Raw genomic sequence first — 16,535 nt, forward strand, 5'->3', positions numbered from 1 at the left:
TGTAATCAAACGACACAAAAGTAAGGACATTGTTGCGAGTTGCGCTCGCTTGGCATGAAAAAGAGCGCCGATGCAGAGAAATTGCTCGAAGCCGTCAAATTGATCTGAAGTTGATCGGACCTGACGGAAAGGTCAGATCTCTAACTTAAGGATCGGATCCAATCCCCATATCTTTTTAAAGTCTTTCATAAGTGCTTTGACCTCCATTTGTTCAAGAGGCAAGGGATGCTGTGCTTCAACCGTCATTTCCAGGCGACGGCCGGCTACCGCTACGTCCATCTTCGTGATTGCTTGCGATTCACTGCGGTCTAAAGCGGAAGAAAGTTGAAGCAATGCGCCGAGTTTCGTGATCAGTTCATAATCCCCATCCAACAACAAAGAACGATAGGGTTTAAGCTTTTGCCGTAATTGATTTGTTCCACGGAATGAGGCAATTCCCGCTGTTATCAGCATGTGCCGATGCGAGAGTCCCTTCAAATTGTTATGAAGAAGAATGTAGAATGTATGATCGGCGATGTTGTTGAAATCAATGACGCCGCCGATTCGATATAGTTGAGCTGCGGCATCCAACATTTGCCGGGAGAAGGCGGGCAGTTGATGTAGAGCGACTAGACGGTCAAAAAGTACCAATGACAACTTGCTTACTTGGCGAAGATGATCTTCGGGTGCGGTCTGGTATAACGCCTTTAAATTCCGCAGACTTTCTTCAAGTACTTGGTCTTCGGAATCCCATCGCAGATGGGGGAGGCATGTCTCATAGAATAAACCGTCGCGCAAGCCTGCGCCGCATACAGTTAATTGAGAAGCGGAGGTTTGGCGGAACACACCGAGAAGCAACGCTAAACCCGGGACAATAACATCGGCTCTGTCCTTGGAAATACCGGATAGTTTCCGCCGCTTTTCCGCAGGTATGCGGGCCAGTTGTTCCAGTGTATCGGATATCTGCGATTCGCTTAACTGATAACCGTGCAAGAGAGGAAAAGGGTACCCGGATTGGCTTTTATGAACTTTGGCAAGAGCCCGTACGGTGCCTCCCAATCCGATGAGAGGCAAATCGGGGTTCATGCGGATCCATTTCTGTTTGCTCAGAAGGCGGCGGATCTCGGATTGAATGTTGGAGAGCACCGAGGGAGACACAGGATTTTCACCGGCGGCAAACCGGACAGAAGTGTTCACGGAGCCTATTGGAAGCGATATTACGGAACTGAGCCGTCTATTGTGCAACAGACTGACCTCCGTGCTTCCTCCTCCGATATCCACGACATATCCATCGGATATAGGCAGCGAGCCCAGCATGGCAATGCTTCCGATGCGCGCCTCATCCGCTCCGCTTAATATTTCTACTTGGATTCCGGTAGTATCAAACAAATATTTAACGATATCATCCCTGTTCACGGATTGCCGAATTGCAGCGGTAGCTACCGCACGAATGGTGGCTGCCCTGTGCTTTTCGCATATTCTAATAAAATTCAAGAGTACCTGTGAGAGCTCCATTATTGCGTCCTGGCTGAGGTTGCCTGTTGCTGATAGGCGCTGGCTCAGCCTTGCCGGCCACCGGCCTTGATCGATCGCCTTATAGGCGCCTTTATCATTGATTTTGTAAACGGTAAGTCGAACGGTATTGGAGCCGATATCAATTATTCCTGTCACTTCGCTGGTTGACATGTATGTGGATCCCTCCACAAGCAGTTTAGCCGACGAACAAATCGTATATGCTAATAAGTGTCCGCGTTTGTTAGTTAAAGCATACAAACTTGAAGGGAGAATAATTGACGGTGGCTGCCGGCAGTGGAACCCATGAAAAAATATATTAACCGTGAATTAAGCTGGATCGAATTTAACAAGAGGGTGTTGGAGGAAGCTGAGGATCCTACAACTCCTTTATTGGACAGGCTCCAGTTTTTATCTATTGTGTCCAGCAATCTTGATGAGTTCATGAGTGTGCGAGTGGCGGGTATTAAAGATCAAATAAAGGCGGGATACAAGACACCCGATTTTACAGGATATACGCCGCATGGACTGTTAAAAAGAATAATGAGGCGCACCTCCCGTCTGGTACACAGTCAATATAAGATCTACCGTGACCTGATGGGCGAGCTGTCCAATGAAGGTATTGTGCAGGTTTCATGGAGCGAACTTACCGGCGATCAGAAGAGATGGATGGAAGACTATTTTCAGGAAATCGTCTATCCTGTATTGACACCTATGGCGGTTGATGTAAGCCGTCCATTTCCTCTCGTACATAATAGAGAGCTCTACCTGGCGGTTATACTTTGTCATTCCGAGCGGCAAGAGGTTACGGAGGAAGATTCGGTATTCGCCATTGTCCAGGTCCCCTCGATTCTTCCGCGAACCATTCCGGTACCTGGGATTCTGAGCAGCCGGAAGCACCATTTCCTTCTCTTGGAAGATCTTATTAAGGAGCAAATAGGCCTGTTATTCAGCGGTTACTCAACCGATAGCGTCCACGCTTTTCGGGTAACCCGCAATGCCGATCTGGACCTGAATGAAGAGGGTGCCGAGGATTTGCTTGAAGAGTTGGAAAAAGAACTGCGCCGCCGCCGGAGAGGGTTTCCGGTCCGCCTGGAAGTTGAGATTGGAATGCCCCGCCACGCTATGACGCGGCTCATGGATGAATTGGAAGTTGAGGGGGATGTTTTCTTCAATGACGGTCCGCTTGACTTGACCTTTCTTTCAAAATTAGCGGGCAGTCTTCTGAATTTCGATCCATTGCGCTATCGCCCTATAGAGCCGGTATACCCTGCGGAATTCAAAAGGGGAGAGGACGTACTTTCTGTGGTTAGGAAGCGGGATGTGCTGGTTTACCATCCGTACGAATCCTTCGAGGTTGTAAATGATTTTATATGGGAAGCTGCTGAGGACCCGGATGTGCTTGCGATCAAAATGACGTTGTATCGGGTAAATGTCAATTCCGAGCTTCTTCTGGCTTTGGCGAAAGCCGCGGAGTCAGGGAAACAGGTAACTGCTGTCGTAGAGATTAAGGCCAGATTTGACGAGGCGCGGAACATTGCCTGGGCGCGTCAACTGGAGAAAGCCGGTTGTCACGTCGTCTACGGTTTGGTCGGGTTAAAAACGCATGCGAAAATCACGCTGGTTGTCCGCAAGGAAGGTGGCAGGCTCCGGCGCTACGTTCATGTCGGAACGGGCAATTATAACGAAAATACGGCCAAGGTTTATACCGATGCCGGGCTGTTTACATCCAACGAGGATATTGGAGCCGACGCGACCGCGCTTTTCAACGAGATGACCGGATATTCGACACCTCATGATTGGCGTTCGTTTGCCGTTGCACCGACAGGGTTGAAGCCAAAGCTGTTTCAGCTTATCGATCGTGAAATCCAGCATGCTTTGGCCGGTAAGCCTGCACGTATCACCGCGAAAATGAATTCTTTGTCCCACAAGGAGATGGTCGACAAATTATATGAAGCTTCACAAGCGGGTGTGCAAATCGAGCTCATCGTTCGAGGAATTTGCTGTCTGCGGCCGGGCGTTCCAGGATTGAGCGACAATATTCGGGTGATCAGCATTGTGGACCGTTTTTTGGAGCACTCGCGATTGCTTGTGGTATCGGGGCACGGCGAGGAAGAAGTATATTTATCCAGTGCGGATTGGATGACGCGGAATTTAGTCCGTAGGGTGGAATTGTTATGTCCTGTCTATGATCCGCGACTGCGGAGGATGCTGATCAGGTTGCTCGACATTATGCTGCATGACAATGTAAAGGCCAGGCAGCTGCTGGCCAAAGGCGGTTATAGGCGAGTGACGGATTCTGTGACGTCTGTGCGCAGCCAATTGCTGGCCATGGATCTTGATACTTGGAAAACCTAGTTACGGTCGGATCTAGGTCAGCTTTCCCGTCGGCGTGACGGCATTCGGTTTGCTAAGAAACGGGAAACACGCTGAATCAGCCCCCATGTGATACTGTATTTAATAGGTATACAATTATCGTTATTTTCTGGACTTTGCATGTCCGACATTACACGTTCCCCCCGTGTCGAGATTAGCGCAGTTTTGCAAAAGAGATCCAGCTGAGAGGGTTCGTCCTAGATTTTTTGCCTTTTTCCCTGAGTAAATGCATAAATTGCCCGAGGAAAGATTCCCACTTCGGAGCGACTTCCTTTTTGGCATCCTGATTTTCCAAGACAGCATGTATGCTTTGATTTAACGCGATTTCAAGATGGCTTAACGCTTGTCTTAAATGATGGTCGATACTTTCCTCGTGCACTTTATGATCAGCTCCAATTGTGGTAATGGACTATCAGGGTTCGGACATGATTTCACGGTCCAGCTTTTTTCTCATTCGTTCGAACTGCGCTTCCGCGACAATGTCCTCTGCTTCCTCACGAATGATTTGTGCCGCGTACTTGACACGGCCTGCCAATCCCGCAAATGCTTGAATCCCTTCAGAGGCTAGAGGCTTTAGGATGGGAAGGAGAGTAGAGGCTGCCAGTCCTAATGCAGCGCCGACAATTAGTCTTTCCACGTTACGTTCCATATTGTGCATTTCACCTCCCTCTGATGTGGATTCATAAAATCCTATGCCGCAATCAAGCTGCGGCATAGGCTGTAACAGGAGCTGCCGCATCGGCTGATGTGGACTTAGAGAAATAAGTCAGCACCGGTTTAGACAGCATGGAGACGGATGCGGCAACCGAAAGAATCAGTGTCCAGTGGCTGAACGAAAGGGGGGCAGTGTGAAAAAACCGGGCGACCGGCGGTACATACAGAGCGGCTAACAAAGCGAGCCAAGAAGCTCCAAGCGCTCCCAGCATAAAGCGGTCTTTGCTTATGTCCCTCACCGTTTCTTTCGATCCTTCCTTGCGCCAGTTCATCGTCTGGATCAGCTGCCCCGCAACGAGTGTCGCGAAAGCAACGCTCTGTGCAACCTGTACGGAAGCACCGCCGGCAAGAGTCAGAGTGAACAGGCCAAGAGAGCCGGCGCCCAGCAGAACGCCTCTTGTGATCACCTTTTGATACAGCGGTTTGTCAACGATGTCGATCCGTTTCTCCTGGTTGGCTTTATTGCCGGGATTGATGGCTAGAACCATCGCCGGCAGGGTGTCGGTGAGCAAATTCATCAGCAGGATTTGGATCGGAACGAGAGGGATGGGCAGGCCTACCATGACTGCTGCACTCGTCACAAGAATTTCGGCTAAATTTCCGGTTAGCAGACAACCTAGCGCTTTGCGGATATTGCCAATAATTTTGCGGCCTTCTTTGACTCCCTCCACAATAGAGCCGAAATGATCTTCCTGCAGCACGATATCCGCCGTTTCTTTCGTCACATCCGTTCCCGTTTTGCCCATGGCAATACCGACATCCGCCTTTTTAATGGCAGGACTGTCGTTAACGCCGTCTCCAGTCATGGCCACCGTATGCCCCAGCTGCTGGTATGCGGTCACGATGCGGAGCTTTTGCTCAGGCGTTACCCGAGCAAAGATGGTAATTTCTTCAACTCTTTGCTGCAGCTCCTCGTCGGTCAAACGGTCCAGCTCATAGCCTGAAAGCACCTTACAGTTCTCGTCATCAATACCGATCTGCTTCGCAATGGCGACAGCCGTAATCGGATGGTCACCGGTAATCATGACCGGTTTAACCCCGATAGAACGTGCTTCTTTGATGGACTGTTCGACTCCAGCTTTGGGAGGATCGATCATTCCGGCCATCCCTACATAGATCATCTGCTTGTGAACCACGTCGGGGCCGGGGATATTGGTCGGATCAACGGAACAATAGGCGAAGCCGAGAACACGAAGGGCATCGCCCGCCAACGTCTCGTTTTGTTTAATAATCCGACTGCGGATGTCATCCGTAATCGGCATAACTGCACCGTCCACCTGGTACATAGAACAGTGCTCCAGAATATTTTCCACCGCTCCTTTAGAGAAGAGGTAACATTCCCGTTCGAATGCGGCGTGTTTGCAGACGACACTCATTCTGCCGGTTCCCGAGTCGAACGGAATCTCTTGGCATCTATGCCAATCCTTCATATTTTCGGCTCGGATACCGGCTTTGGCGGCCATGAACAGAAGGGCTGCTTCTGTCGGGTCTCCGCGCACAGTCCAACTCTGATCCTGCATCTCCATCGCACTGTTATTACAAAGGACGGCTATTTGCATAATCCGCCTCAATTCCGGCTGTGAGTCAGAATGGGAGGGCGTTTCTTGTTTGTCTGCTTTATCGTAAATCGTTCCTTCAGGACTATAACCATTACCAGCGACGGACCAGGTATGCCCGATGGCGGCGATCTCTTTTACCGTCATTTCGTTCTTGGTTAAAGTACCTGTCTTATCGGAACAGATGACAGTTGTTCGACCCAACGTTTCGAGAGCGGAGAGCTTGCGGACATGCACATTTTTCTTGGCCATCCGGAAAATTCCGGCACTTAATGCGATCGTGATGGTCACCGGAAGACCTTCAGGAATCGCCGAGGCTGCAAGAGTGATGGAAGTTGAAATCATCTGTGTCAAAGGAATGCCTCGTAACAATCCGGTGACGAACACTAGACTTCCCGCAAGGAATGCCCATTTGATGAACGTTTTGCTGATGGAAGTCACTTTCGATTGCAGAGGTGTGACTTCCTTGTCCTCTGTTTTCAACAGGGACATGAGATGACCGATCTCGGTACCCATACCGGTTGCTACGACGACTCCTAATGCTTTGCCGCGGCTGATATCGGTCCCCATATAGAGCATGTTGGATCGTTCTGATAATGGACGATCCTCATTCACAACCGATTCATTCTTCGCAATGGGAAGTGATTCACCGGTTAGAGCCGCTTCGTTGACTTCAAGGTTCCAGGCACGGACAATCCGCAGATCGGCTGGGACTCGGTCACCCGCTTCCAGCATGACGAGATCTCCCGGAACAAGGCCGACTGCCGAAATGCGTTCCTGATGTCCGCCTCGAAGTACAGTGCATTCTGAAGGTTGAAACCGATTCAGGTCTTCAAGAACCTTTTCAGCTTTGCGTTCCTGGTAGGTGCTAATGGCTGCATTCGCAAGCAGAACGGCGCCCATTGCCAAGCCATCGAACATACCGCCTGTCACAAAAGCGAGCAGGGAGGTACCGACGAGCACGAGTGTTGTAAATTCTTTAAATTGACCTAAGTAAGACTTGATCCATGGCACAGGCTGCTTTCGTTCCAATTCGTTCGGGCCGAATTGTCGTTTTCTCGTTCGTACTTGCTCGAGGGAAAGTCCGCTGCTTTCGTTCACGTTAAACTTTCCTGAGATATCAGACCACGGAGCGGAATGCCATATTAAAGCTTCCGCAGCGGTTGCCATCTCGCTTGCTGCGACGTTAACCGGGGGAAATGCGGCAACAGCCGTTTTTTGTGAGCGCGACAAAAAGAGCAGCGACAGCGCATCGGATGCAAGATTAACGAGAGGAGCCGTTATAACGCCTAATGTGGCTAATGCGGTTCCCAGCACATTCCATTTCTTAGTAATTTGCAGATGCTCCTGTACCGTGCTCTCCATCTTTCGGGCACCCTCAATAGCAGCAAGAACGGAATCCAGTTGATCCAAAGACGACGAGGCAACGCCAGCTTCCTTCAAATAAGAGGCGCAGTGATCCGGTTCCTTCCCGGTCACAAGAAGAACGTGCTCATCCCTTTGATGAAGCTCGGCACTCCTTTCAATCACATCTCCTTCGGACAGATCAAGCCAACTGGGGTCCATGCCTAACTCAGCTACGAGCTCTGGTCGTACATTTGCGCTGTGCTTAAGGGGGGCCAATGTAAATCCCTGATCACGAAGCCGTTCCACATAAAGTCGCACTTCCGGGTCAATTTCTTGCTGTCTGTAGATAAGGCCAACACAAATAAGCCCTTTATTCGTGTGTTTGGCAACAAACAGCACGTCAAAGCCTTTTTTCTGTAATCGCTTTGCTTCCAAATAATAATTTCCGATGGCGGCCTCATGCTTTTGGCAATAAGCAAGAGTACCCAACCTGTAACGCGTATTCTGGACGGTACCTGTAATCCCGTCTTCTTCTGCTGTTACATGAAACGCGGTGCGGATCGTTCGACAGCTCTCTTTGGCTTTCCGCCACACCGCCTCCTTCCACGGGTGTTCCGTCTTTTCCATGAGGGAAGCGGCGCTGCAGAGTACCCTGTCCGGTTCATCTTCATGAGAAACACAATCTAACTCATTACGTTCTGCACCAAACATCAAAGAGGTGTCTTCAAGCAGCAAAGTACGTGTTCGTGGAAGCCGGGACAGCGACGCATGATAAGGGGTGTCCGCACACTGTTCTCTGAACTCCACCTCCGCCTGCTTCCAGGCAGCTTCGGCAGGAATGGAGGCCGGCCGAGGGTTCGCGGCAAGCAGGACGGCGATGCCTCGAAGAGGGTCCCGTGTCAATGCCCAGGTTAGACCGGCTGCTGCGATACCAAGTTTGCCTGCCTTCTCGCTGTACCGCCTGATTTCCGGGGACAATTCGACAGGGTGTTCGGCTTGGAACTGCCCGCTTCGCCTCCAGTTGACGTATTGTAAGATGCTGAGACCCGCAAGAACGACCAAGTTTTCCCGGACCAAAGCCAGCGCGAGAGCGCCGGCGCCAAGCACTAAATCCGTGTTGATTTTTCTCTCCTTACCGAACTCCGTCACACCGCGTTTGATAAAGGGATATCCGGTAACGACAGAAACCAAGCCTGACAGGTAAAAGGGAACGGGACTTCTTGCCAATGCTGATTTTCCGAATATCAGCTGCTTAGCTCCTAGAAACGCGAGTCCCCCCATGGCCAAACTTAGCGGAAGCGGAATGGGAGAGGGCGGTGACGCTCTAGCCCCGTTCGCCGGTGGAAGCATTCTGATATGCTTCGTCACATCTCCATTAGGAGAAACATCCGGAGGATCATGCTCTTGTTCCTCTGTTCGTGTTATAAGGAGGTCTTGTGTTACTGCGGCTTCTTGATAAGCACCAACCGGAATCGAGCTTCGGTTACACGACGAGTGCTGTTCATCGGCTTTTTCCGGATGTGAAATCGGTGAAGTCTGCCGCTCCACGTTCAGGATCATGTGAAAGATGTCATTCACGCAGAGTTGCTTTTCGTCGAATATGACCAGCACTCTGCCCGTGTCGGTGCAGGGATGCACATTCAATACGCCTTTTAAGGCGCTGAAAGTTGTCCGGATCGTCGCTGCTGTCGATTGGCTGCCCATAAGACCGGATACTTCGATCCTGATCCTTCCGGGCCAAGCGCGCAGGAACCTTTCACCTTTCACGGCAGCACTCATGACCATACTCTCCTTGTATCCAATGCGCGGTCTTTTTGTCATGTCGGGTAGTATTTGCTTGCAGGTGATATCTATTCGCTCAACGCGGCGCTTTTTGACATGCATATTTCTTAAGTTTGGTACCCATATTAACGCTGTGAATTAAATTGGTCTAGGAGGAATTAGCCATGCTGAAATCGCCTTGGGGCGTGGCTTTAGGCGCGGTGGGATTATTATTGGCGTTGTCGCCGGATGCTAGAAAAACAGCTCGAAAGTGGGCAGTCAAAGCAACGGAATATGTACTGGATCTAAGTGAGCAAGCGAAAGAGGCAGGCGGAGAAGCTCGAAACAGAATACAATCCGTTTCTCAGGACTTGTTTACAACGACAACGGACAAAAAATAAGCAATGCAAATAAGAAAGGGGGAGAGAGTGTGATGTTTCAAGGAGGTTCTCTATGGGCGGGGGTCGTCAGCGGGGTGATGTCACAGTTTCAGCATACGAAGAACTACAATAAAGGCTTGATGAGCGGCAGGGAGTACGCCGTCCATACGGCAGAAAATGCAACCGGGGCCGTTGGCGTCATGGCGGGTGTGGAATACGGAGCTTTGCTTGGAACCTCGATGCTGCCCGGCTTAGGTACCGTGGTTGGTGCTGTTATCGGGGGCGTACTCGGTGACAAGGTAGGGCGGGCAGTCGGCCAGCAAACAGGGCAAGTGATATTTAGAAGCCAGCCCGTCAACAATATGACACAGCCAACAACACAAACGCAGGCTTAACTTGCGGGCGATGATGAGAAAAAGCTTGGATAACCAAGCTTTTTTTATATGATTAAGTAATCTCTCTGTTCGTTTTCTTTTTAATCCTCACTGCATTGAGGTGACTACAGTTCGACTGCGCAACAAAACGATGCCGAGCGCGAGAGTCCAGAGTTGCACGAGGAATACGAGCGGACCGAAGATGATAAAGCCTGGAACAAAATCTAGCGACCGAAGCAAAACGCCCATGCTGATATGTATGGGCGTTTTTTTGGGGCAACAGCTCAATCATAACGCAGCTTACTGTACAGCCATTGGAATCCGCGCTCTGCGCGGTTTTTTCAATTTATGAAAATGGACAAAGAAACGAACTGCGATTAAGGTTATATTAATGACATGGAATATAACAGTAAGGGAGAAGAAAATATGAATCTAGGTGCATTTTCTGTATGTTTAAGCGTAAAAGACATTCATGTATCAAAATCTTTTTACGAGAACCTCGGATTTCAAATTTGGGCCGGTGACATTAAACAGAATTGGCTTGTTATGAAGAATGAAAATTGCGAAATTGGAATATTTCAAGGAATAATACAAAAGAACATTCTCACCTTTAATCCAGGGTGGACCCAAGATAATGAAAATCTCGAACAGTTTACGGATATACGAGAAATACAAAAGCAACTTAAAGCAAAAGGAATGAAAATGCTGACTGAAGCAGATGAAGCAAGTGAAGGGCCAGCACATTTTATCATTGAGGATCCGGACGGTAATCAAATTCTTTTCGATCAACATCGATAAAAATAACGGTACTGCCAAAAGACCCGATGTGTCTAACGACACAAAACCAGCGACATAACTGATCACCCGAAAGCTTGAGAAATCAAGCTTTTTTGTTTTTATGTCAGTACATTTGTGTCGCGGAGTGACGACACAAATGTACTGACATTGTAGGCTAACGACACAAAATTGGGGACATTGTCGCAAGGTAATATAAAGTGGAACTTATAGCCTGATCTAGTTGAGCCCAGACCCTGGGCTTCGGCAGCAAGCACTACGGCGATCGTGCGGATACGTATGGAGAGAGGGAGCTCGGGGGCGGGACGTCGAAGGATGCGGAGCGAGCGAGGGGGAATCCTAACGGTCGTCCTGCTGCCGCGGCGATCACACGGATTCCCGAACCCTAGTAGTAGATCAATATAACTTGTAGGAGGACCAGGCATTAGCATAAAAATTTCAACATATATAGGTGATATCCGTTCAAAATGTTGGGGAGGATATCATAAAACCCATGTTACCTACTGAAGAATACTTCGGCAAGTTAGAACTCGTTTATTCATTTTTTGGGGCTATGCCTACTGGCGTTAGTGTATCAGAAACCGGGCGTATCTTCGTTTGCTTTCCGAGATGGGGAGATGACGTTAAATTTACGGTAGCGGAAATTGTTGGGGGACAGTTGAAGCCTTATCCAAATTTGGAAACGAATTTAATGAACCCTTCGAATATCACGATGTCTTTCATCAGTGTCCAAAGTGTAATTGCGGATGGAAGGGGAACCCTCTGGGTACTGGATACGGCGGCACCGAATTTTTCCGAACCCATTAAAGGAGGGGCAAAATTAGTCGCTGTAGATTTAAAAACAAATACGATAAGAAAAGTATATACGTTTGCAGAAAATGTAGTCTTGCCGACAACGTATCTGAATGATGTCCGATTTGATTTTCGGGTTGGTCAATCAGGTTACGCATATATAACGGATTCATCTTCTAGAGGTCCAGGCGCGATCATAGTCGTAAATTTGGAAAATGGAAATGCGTTTAGACGGTTGCATGGAGCAAATTCCACTTCACCCGATCCATTTTTTTTACCGAAAGTGGAAGGTAAAATTTTGTTGAATCGAATCCCTTACGGCACCACTTCACCTTTTAGATTGGCCTCTGATGGTATAGCGATTTCCCCCGATGGAAGGATTTTATTTTTTTGTCCGCTCAGCAGTCGTCATCTATACTCGATCTCAACAGAAGCCCTAAGAGACATAAGGATACCGGATTCCAATTTACATGATTATGTGCGATATTGGGGAGAAAAAGGCGCGTCTGACGGAATGATAACCGATGCAAAAGGAAACGTTTACGCCGGAGACTATGAACACAATAGTATTCGAAAGATATTGCCGAATGGAATAATGGCAACCATCGCACATGATCCGAGAATTTTATGGCCGGATACTTTTTCTATTGGTCCGGACCAATATTTATATTTTATCGTGAACCAACTGCATCGGCAGGCAAGATTCCATTATGGAAAAGACCTGCGGCAAAAACCTTATAGTTTACTTCGCATAAAAATTGATGAATTTCCTGCTCCTACCTTTTGATTAATAATTCACTTTATAGTGATGCGTAAATTGGTGATGCATTTAGGAACGCGGCACAGTAGCCGCGTTTTTTTGTTGATTCATCGTCCTAAAATAGAGGACACAAAACACTCGGGTCACCATGAAGGTGAGAAAGAGCGATCCCCACGACCAAAACCAATTCCAACGAATGTAACGAATCAGGTCCGTATAACGTTGGATTACGATCTCCACGACGGTTAAAACGGTGCAGAATAATACGTAGTAACCTATTTGAATCCAACGGCTCCGATGGCTCGGATAGTAAACGATAAAAACAGCGCATGCCACCGGATGAGCCATATATTCATACGTGAAGCTGGTCCGGTTGCTTTCCGCCAGCTCTCTAAAGGGATAGGCGAGAAGTCCGAACTGTACCGCAGCATGGCCGAGTATGCACGTTATCCACTGTTTGAACAAAAAAGCGGTCAATGCCAATTTGATTTGAAGTCCGCGGATACCACGATGAAAAAAACGGCCGACACCTAATACAAAACCTTGAACGTATAAAAACCTGTCGGGAGACAAGAACATACATTCATTCAAATCCGCGCGCAGCGCGGCTTTTTCATTTTATCGATGTAAGTTCTTGTCCTTGTGCCGGGACAAGAACTTACATCGTTTCCCGATTGAGGACAAGAATTTGCATTGTTTGCCGCGTTACGGGCGAAACGTGAAAACCGGGTGCCGCTCCTGACGCGCCAAGTGCGGTGAGCATTATAGCGACCGGTCCGCATGGGCATGGCGTTGAAGCAATCGAGGGGAGCATGTGGCGGAGATATGGCGGCGTGAGCCATAAACCGATGGCTTCGCCGTACTGTTACCCATTAAGTTTATATATCAAAACTTGTTAGGGAACGAACTGCATGCAATCCTTAGATTGGATTTTAATGATGGTCATCAGCCCCTAGAGATCGCTTTCCGCCAATTTCAATTCCTGAAGCAGGAACGTCTTTACCTCCGCCGGCCCTGATAGCTTGAGTGTGATCCCGCTATCGTTAGTAATGGAGATTGCCACTCTAAGAAACGGGCAACACTTCAACTCCAGTGGGATCCAGTCGGCGATGCACTTTAGAATTTGAGCATCGAAGGGGAAGAGGAAGGCATAGCCGTCGATCTGCTCGCTAATGTTGATGAGATCACGGAATAACGCTTCACGAAGCGTTTCGTACGTTTTACTTTCATCTGGAGAGAAGGATAGCTTGTGGCAGGCTATGGAGCAGGACTCGGTCAAGTGAAATCACCTCTTTTGTACGGTTTGACAACTGCAGTCAATCGAACATGCATGTTTCTGCCTGGAGCGGTGGTAGTAAACAAAAGCCGCAAGCAGTAGAATTCCCCCGATCACCAAATACCCAGCGCTTGCACTGATTATTCCCGTTGCCCCCACGAATAGAAAAGGAAAGGCACAACACAGACTGCAAGCAGCGATCAGCCCGAAGCCGGCGAGCCATTTTTTCATTGCCAAATCACCTCCGTTTCGTGTATAGTGCAAGCATAAAACTTAAAGTTCACTTTAAGTCAAGGGGTGATTATATGCTGTCAATCGGTGATGTGGCGGATCAGAGTGGTGTTCCGGCAAGTGCCCTGCGGTATTACGAAAAGGAGGGACTGCTTCCGCCTGCAGAGCGAAAGGGCGGGCAGCGGCGGTACTCGCCCGACATCCTGTTTCGGATCAGGGTCATCAAAATGGCCCAGCAGGCTGGTTTCCAGGTGAACGAAATTTTGACGCTCTTAGAGGGTTTCGATTCAAACGTTCCACCGTCCGAACGTTGGCGGGAAATGGCACAGAAGAAGCGTATGGAGCTCGAAGAAAAGCAAAGGGAGCTCGTTCTGATGCAGGAGGTGCTCGACCGAGGACTGCGATGTACTTGCCTGTCGTGGGACGAGTGTTTTCTGAATGTGAGTTTGGATGGGACATGCGACAGGGGAGGGGAAAAGGGTGCTGACCGCCATCCTGTTGTTTTTTCTCGCAGGTATCGCTGAAATCGGCGGGGGTTATCTTATTTGGCTTTGGCTTCGGGAGGAACGTCCGCTCTGGTATGGCACGGTTGGTGCAATCGTGCTGGCACTATATGGAATCATTCCGACGATTCAGAAATTCCCAAACTTTGGCCGGGTATATGCGGCATACGGTGGAGGGTTTATCGTGTTAGCAGTGTTATGGGGCTGGCTGATCGATCGCAAGACGCCTGACTTGTACGACTTGATCGGTGCCACAGTTTGCTTGCTAGGCGTATCCATCATGCTTTGGGTCCCGAGACATTAACATTTGTATCGCTACGAGACCGGGTTCGAGCAACAAGATATAAGGAACCTTGATGCTTACACTTCAATGAAGACATCTGTACAAAATACGGGTTTTGTGAAAAAGAATACGCAAATTAGCAGATTGGTGCAATGCAATTACTTATCTTGCGATATTCATGTGTATGTCTCCCAGTTGTCTTCACCGTCATGATTTAACAGATCGTCCACGGATTTATATAGCTTGCTTGCCTCATGTCGATCGGATACTTGCGGTTTATTCAGGATGTTAGATATATGGTTCGCAACCGTTTTGGGACTCAAGTGAAGCTGTGCGGCAATCCGTGCATTTGTGTAATCCTGCTGAATGAGTTCCAAAATTTCCATTTCCCTTGCCGTGAGTTCAGCTAATGCCGGATTTCGAACGGCATTCGGCTGTGTCACCGTAAAATAATCCATCATCCTGGCGGCAATGTCGCTGCTCAACACAGCTCCGCCGTGACCTACCGTACGAATCGACTGTAGCAGTTCCAGTTCGCCGGAATCCTTCAATACGTAACCTCGTGCTCCGTTTTGCATGGCTGTAAACACCGACTTGTCGTTATTCAGCATGGTTACGATTAAGATCTTTATACCTGGTTTCTTCAATTTAATTTGGCGTGTCGCTTCAATACCGTTAATGCCAGGCATCCGGATGTCCATCACAATCACGTCAGGTTCAAGTCGGACGGCAAGATCTACCGCCTCTTCCCCTGTTGCGGCTTCCCCTGCCACTTCCAGATCATCCGTCATTTGAAGCAAATTTCGAACGCCGCTTCGAAAAAGCGGGTGATCGTCGGCCAGCAATATCCTTTTCCTCTCCCTTGGCGGCTAATGGGATCACAGCCTTAATAACGGTCCCTCCGATGTCCGGCGATTCTACGGTGCAATAACCTCCCAACTCTGCAGCCCGTTCCCGAATGGAATGAATGCCGATTCCTCCGGTGATTTTGGCCGGTATCGCGAGGATGGGGATGACTCCGGCAGCGCTAATTTGGGGAGGTGACACTCATCAGGAACTGTTGTGCGGATATATTGCCGCTATCCTGATGGCTTTCAGTTCGATCGCTTCGTATTTACCTCAGATGAAGGAAACCGGAAAGCTCGGCTTCGCCGCGGTATTCATTACGGCAGCCGGCAACATCATCATTTCCGGACAGCAGTACGGGATTTGGGCTTACGGCGCTTATGCGAAAGAGGGATTGTTCGTAGACATTACCGGCATGCTTGTGGGGATCGGGATGATGCTGGGGACGATTTTGCTGGCTTTTGTTACGTTTCGCGCCAAAGTGTTCCCACTCTGGAACGTGCTTTTATTTGTGGTGATGCTGGTATCGTTCGGCGTTCCGGGATTGGAGAGCTGGTTCGCACTTTTCTGGGGGCTTGCATATGGGGCAATGGGATTTACCATTGTATCTGGAAAATACCGCAACAAGGAAGCGGCAGCAGCCAATTCGTTGAATCTCGCTTCGTAAACAAATGAACATAATTTTAATTATGTAAACTATGTGACAAATTATTTATTCATTCTTCGGTGATCCCGTAAACTCAACAGCCAGATGATGGACGCTGCCAAATAGATCGGTAAAATCACCACGATGAAAGTTGCGATACCCGCCAAATCGTCCCAGCCGTCCTTACGGTCCAATACGGAAAACAGGAAAAGGATCCAACCCGCCAAATACACGGTGAACGCTGCCCATTTCCTTTTCCAAGCCGTCATGATCGGAAAAAACGTCAATACGATCCATAAAACCACATAACCGGCGCCGGTATGCATGGCGATCCCTCCTCTCCTTTATCTTATTGTCTTTACCCTCATCGCCTGCAAACAAAAATCCCTGACGAATTACGTCAG

Annotated in this window: 15 protein-coding genes; 8 read left to right on the plus strand and 7 right to left on the minus strand. The window is 48.9% G+C overall.

All coding sequences use genetic code 11. From position 1 onward, the window contains the following. Positions 1-132: 132 nt before the first annotated feature. Positions 133-1,665: a Ppx/GppA phosphatase family protein gene (locus E5161_RS01755; protein WP_136775866.1), complete on the minus strand. Its 1,533-nt coding sequence runs from the start codon at positions 1,663-1,665 to the stop codon at positions 133-135. Positions 1,666-1,797: 132 nt separating this feature from the next. Between E5161_RS01755 and ppk1 the strand changes: the two genes are divergently transcribed. Beyond that, on the plus strand, positions 1,798-3,849 hold the full coding sequence (gene ppk1, locus E5161_RS01760; RefSeq protein WP_136775867.1) for a polyphosphate kinase 1: 2,052 nt from the start codon (positions 1,798-1,800) through the stop codon (positions 3,847-3,849). A 430-nt stretch (positions 3,850-4,279) separates the two neighbouring features. Here the strand turns inward: ppk1 and E5161_RS01770 are convergent, their stop codons facing one another. Both E5161_RS01770 and E5161_RS21255 read right to left on the minus strand, forming a co-directional pair. Continuing rightward, positions 4,280-4,516, minus strand: coding sequence for a DUF5132 domain-containing protein (locus E5161_RS01770; RefSeq protein WP_136775869.1), 237 nt, complete (start codon positions 4,514-4,516; stop codon positions 4,280-4,282). Positions 4,517-4,568: 52 nt separating this feature from the next. Beyond that, positions 4,569-9,188 carry an HAD-IC family P-type ATPase gene (locus E5161_RS21255; protein ID WP_136775870.1) on the minus strand — a complete coding sequence of 1,540 codons (4,620 nt, stop codon included), beginning with the start codon at positions 9,186-9,188 and terminating at the stop codon, positions 4,569-4,571. Between the two features lie 242 nt (positions 9,189-9,430). Between E5161_RS21255 and E5161_RS01780 the strand changes: the two genes are divergently transcribed. The 4 genes from E5161_RS01780 to E5161_RS01795 all read left to right on the plus strand — a co-directional run bounded on the left by E5161_RS01780 (position 9,431) and on the right by E5161_RS01795 (position 12,373). Further along, positions 9,431-9,646 (plus strand): hypothetical protein, encoded by a 216-nt coding sequence (locus E5161_RS01780; protein WP_136775871.1) that lies wholly within the window; start codon positions 9,431-9,433, stop codon positions 9,644-9,646. A 32-nt stretch (positions 9,647-9,678) separates the two neighbouring features. Further along, positions 9,679-10,020: a glycine zipper domain-containing protein gene (locus tag E5161_RS01785; protein ID WP_136775872.1), complete on the plus strand. Its 342-nt coding sequence runs from the start codon at positions 9,679-9,681 to the stop codon at positions 10,018-10,020. Between the two features lie 405 nt (positions 10,021-10,425). Continuing rightward, positions 10,426-10,797, plus strand: a complete 372-nt coding sequence (locus tag E5161_RS01790; RefSeq protein WP_136776389.1) for a VOC family protein — start codon at positions 10,426-10,428, stop codon at positions 10,795-10,797. A gap of 490 nt (positions 10,798-11,287) precedes the next feature. Next, entirely contained in the window at positions 11,288-12,373 is a 1,086-nt protein-coding gene (locus E5161_RS01795) for an L-dopachrome tautomerase-related protein (protein ID WP_136775873.1), read from the plus strand. Positions 12,374-12,415: 42 nt separating this feature from the next. Here E5161_RS01795 and E5161_RS21260 read toward each other — a convergent pair whose 3' ends face one another. Together E5161_RS21260 and E5161_RS01800 are read right to left on the minus strand one after the other, a co-directional pair. Further along, entirely contained in the window at positions 12,416-12,925 is a 510-nt protein-coding gene (locus E5161_RS21260; RefSeq protein WP_281279833.1) for a CBO0543 family protein, read from the minus strand. A 373-nt stretch (positions 12,926-13,298) separates the two neighbouring features. After that, the gene (locus E5161_RS01800) at positions 13,299-13,625 is read right to left on the minus strand and encodes a hypothetical protein (protein WP_136775874.1); all 327 of its coding nucleotides are present in this window, start codon (positions 13,623-13,625) and stop codon (positions 13,299-13,301) included. Between the two features lie 302 nt (positions 13,626-13,927). Between E5161_RS01800 and E5161_RS01805 the strand changes: the two genes are divergently transcribed. Further along, the gene (locus E5161_RS01805; protein WP_136775875.1) at positions 13,928-14,377 is read left to right on the plus strand and encodes a MerR family transcriptional regulator; all 450 of its coding nucleotides are present in this window, start codon (positions 13,928-13,930) and stop codon (positions 14,375-14,377) included. Beyond that, complete coding sequence (locus tag E5161_RS01810; RefSeq protein WP_136775876.1) at positions 14,334-14,660, plus strand: YnfA family protein; 327 nt, start codon at positions 14,334-14,336, stop codon at positions 14,658-14,660. The genes E5161_RS01805 and E5161_RS01810 overlap by 44 nt, the downstream gene beginning before the upstream one ends. A 155-nt stretch (positions 14,661-14,815) precedes the next feature. Here the strand turns inward: E5161_RS01810 and E5161_RS01815 are convergent, their stop codons facing one another. Next, positions 14,816-15,484 carry a response regulator transcription factor gene (locus E5161_RS01815; RefSeq protein ID WP_246042061.1) on the minus strand — a complete coding sequence of 223 codons (669 nt, stop codon included), beginning with the start codon at positions 15,482-15,484 and terminating at the stop codon, positions 14,816-14,818. Between the two features lie 122 nt (positions 15,485-15,606). Between E5161_RS01815 and E5161_RS01820 the strand changes: the two genes are divergently transcribed. Then, positions 15,607-16,152 (plus strand): hypothetical protein, encoded by a 546-nt coding sequence (locus E5161_RS01820; protein ID WP_136775877.1) that lies wholly within the window; start codon positions 15,607-15,609, stop codon positions 16,150-16,152. Between the two features lie 41 nt (positions 16,153-16,193). Here the strand turns inward: E5161_RS01820 and E5161_RS01825 are convergent, their stop codons facing one another. Further along, positions 16,194-16,457, minus strand: a complete 264-nt coding sequence (locus E5161_RS01825; RefSeq protein ID WP_136775878.1) for a hypothetical protein — start codon at positions 16,455-16,457, stop codon at positions 16,194-16,196. Between the last annotated feature and the right edge of the window lie 78 nt (positions 16,458-16,535).

The organism is Cohnella pontilimi (assembly GCF_005049045.1).
GTDB classification, from domain to species: Bacteria; Bacillota; Bacilli; order Paenibacillales; family Paenibacillaceae; genus Cohnella; species Cohnella pontilimi.

Coding starts and splice junctions, on each gene's coding strand:
- E5161_RS01755 (WP_136775866.1), bottom strand. CDS start 1,665: ATGTCAACCAGCGAAGTGACAGGAATAATTGATATCGGCTCCAATACC.
- ppk1 (WP_136775867.1), top strand. CDS start 1,798: ATGAAAAAATATATTAACCGTGAATTAAGCTGGATCGAATTTAACAAG.
- E5161_RS01770 (WP_136775869.1), bottom strand. CDS start 4,516: ATGGAACGTAACGTGGAAAGACTAATTGTCGGCGCTGCATTAGGACTG.
- E5161_RS21255 (WP_136775870.1), bottom strand. CDS start 9,188: ATGGGCAGCCAATCGACAGCAGCGACGATCCGGACAACTTTCAGCGCC.
- E5161_RS01780 (WP_136775871.1), top strand. CDS start 9,431: ATGCTGAAATCGCCTTGGGGCGTGGCTTTAGGCGCGGTGGGATTATTA.
- E5161_RS01785 (WP_136775872.1), top strand. CDS start 9,679: ATGTTTCAAGGAGGTTCTCTATGGGCGGGGGTCGTCAGCGGGGTGATG.
- E5161_RS01790 (WP_136776389.1), top strand. CDS start 10,426: ATGAATCTAGGTGCATTTTCTGTATGTTTAAGCGTAAAAGACATTCAT.
- E5161_RS01795 (WP_136775873.1), top strand. CDS start 11,288: ATGTTACCTACTGAAGAATACTTCGGCAAGTTAGAACTCGTTTATTCA.
- E5161_RS21260 (WP_281279833.1), bottom strand. CDS start 12,925: ATGTTCTTGTCTCCCGACAGGTTTTTATACGTTCAAGGTTTTGTATTA.
- E5161_RS01805 (WP_136775875.1), top strand. CDS start 13,928: ATGCTGTCAATCGGTGATGTGGCGGATCAGAGTGGTGTTCCGGCAAGT.
- E5161_RS01820 (WP_136775877.1), top strand. CDS start 15,607: ATGCCGATTCCTCCGGTGATTTTGGCCGGTATCGCGAGGATGGGGATG.
- E5161_RS01825 (WP_136775878.1), bottom strand. CDS start 16,457: ATGCATACCGGCGCCGGTTATGTGGTTTTATGGATCGTATTGACGTTT.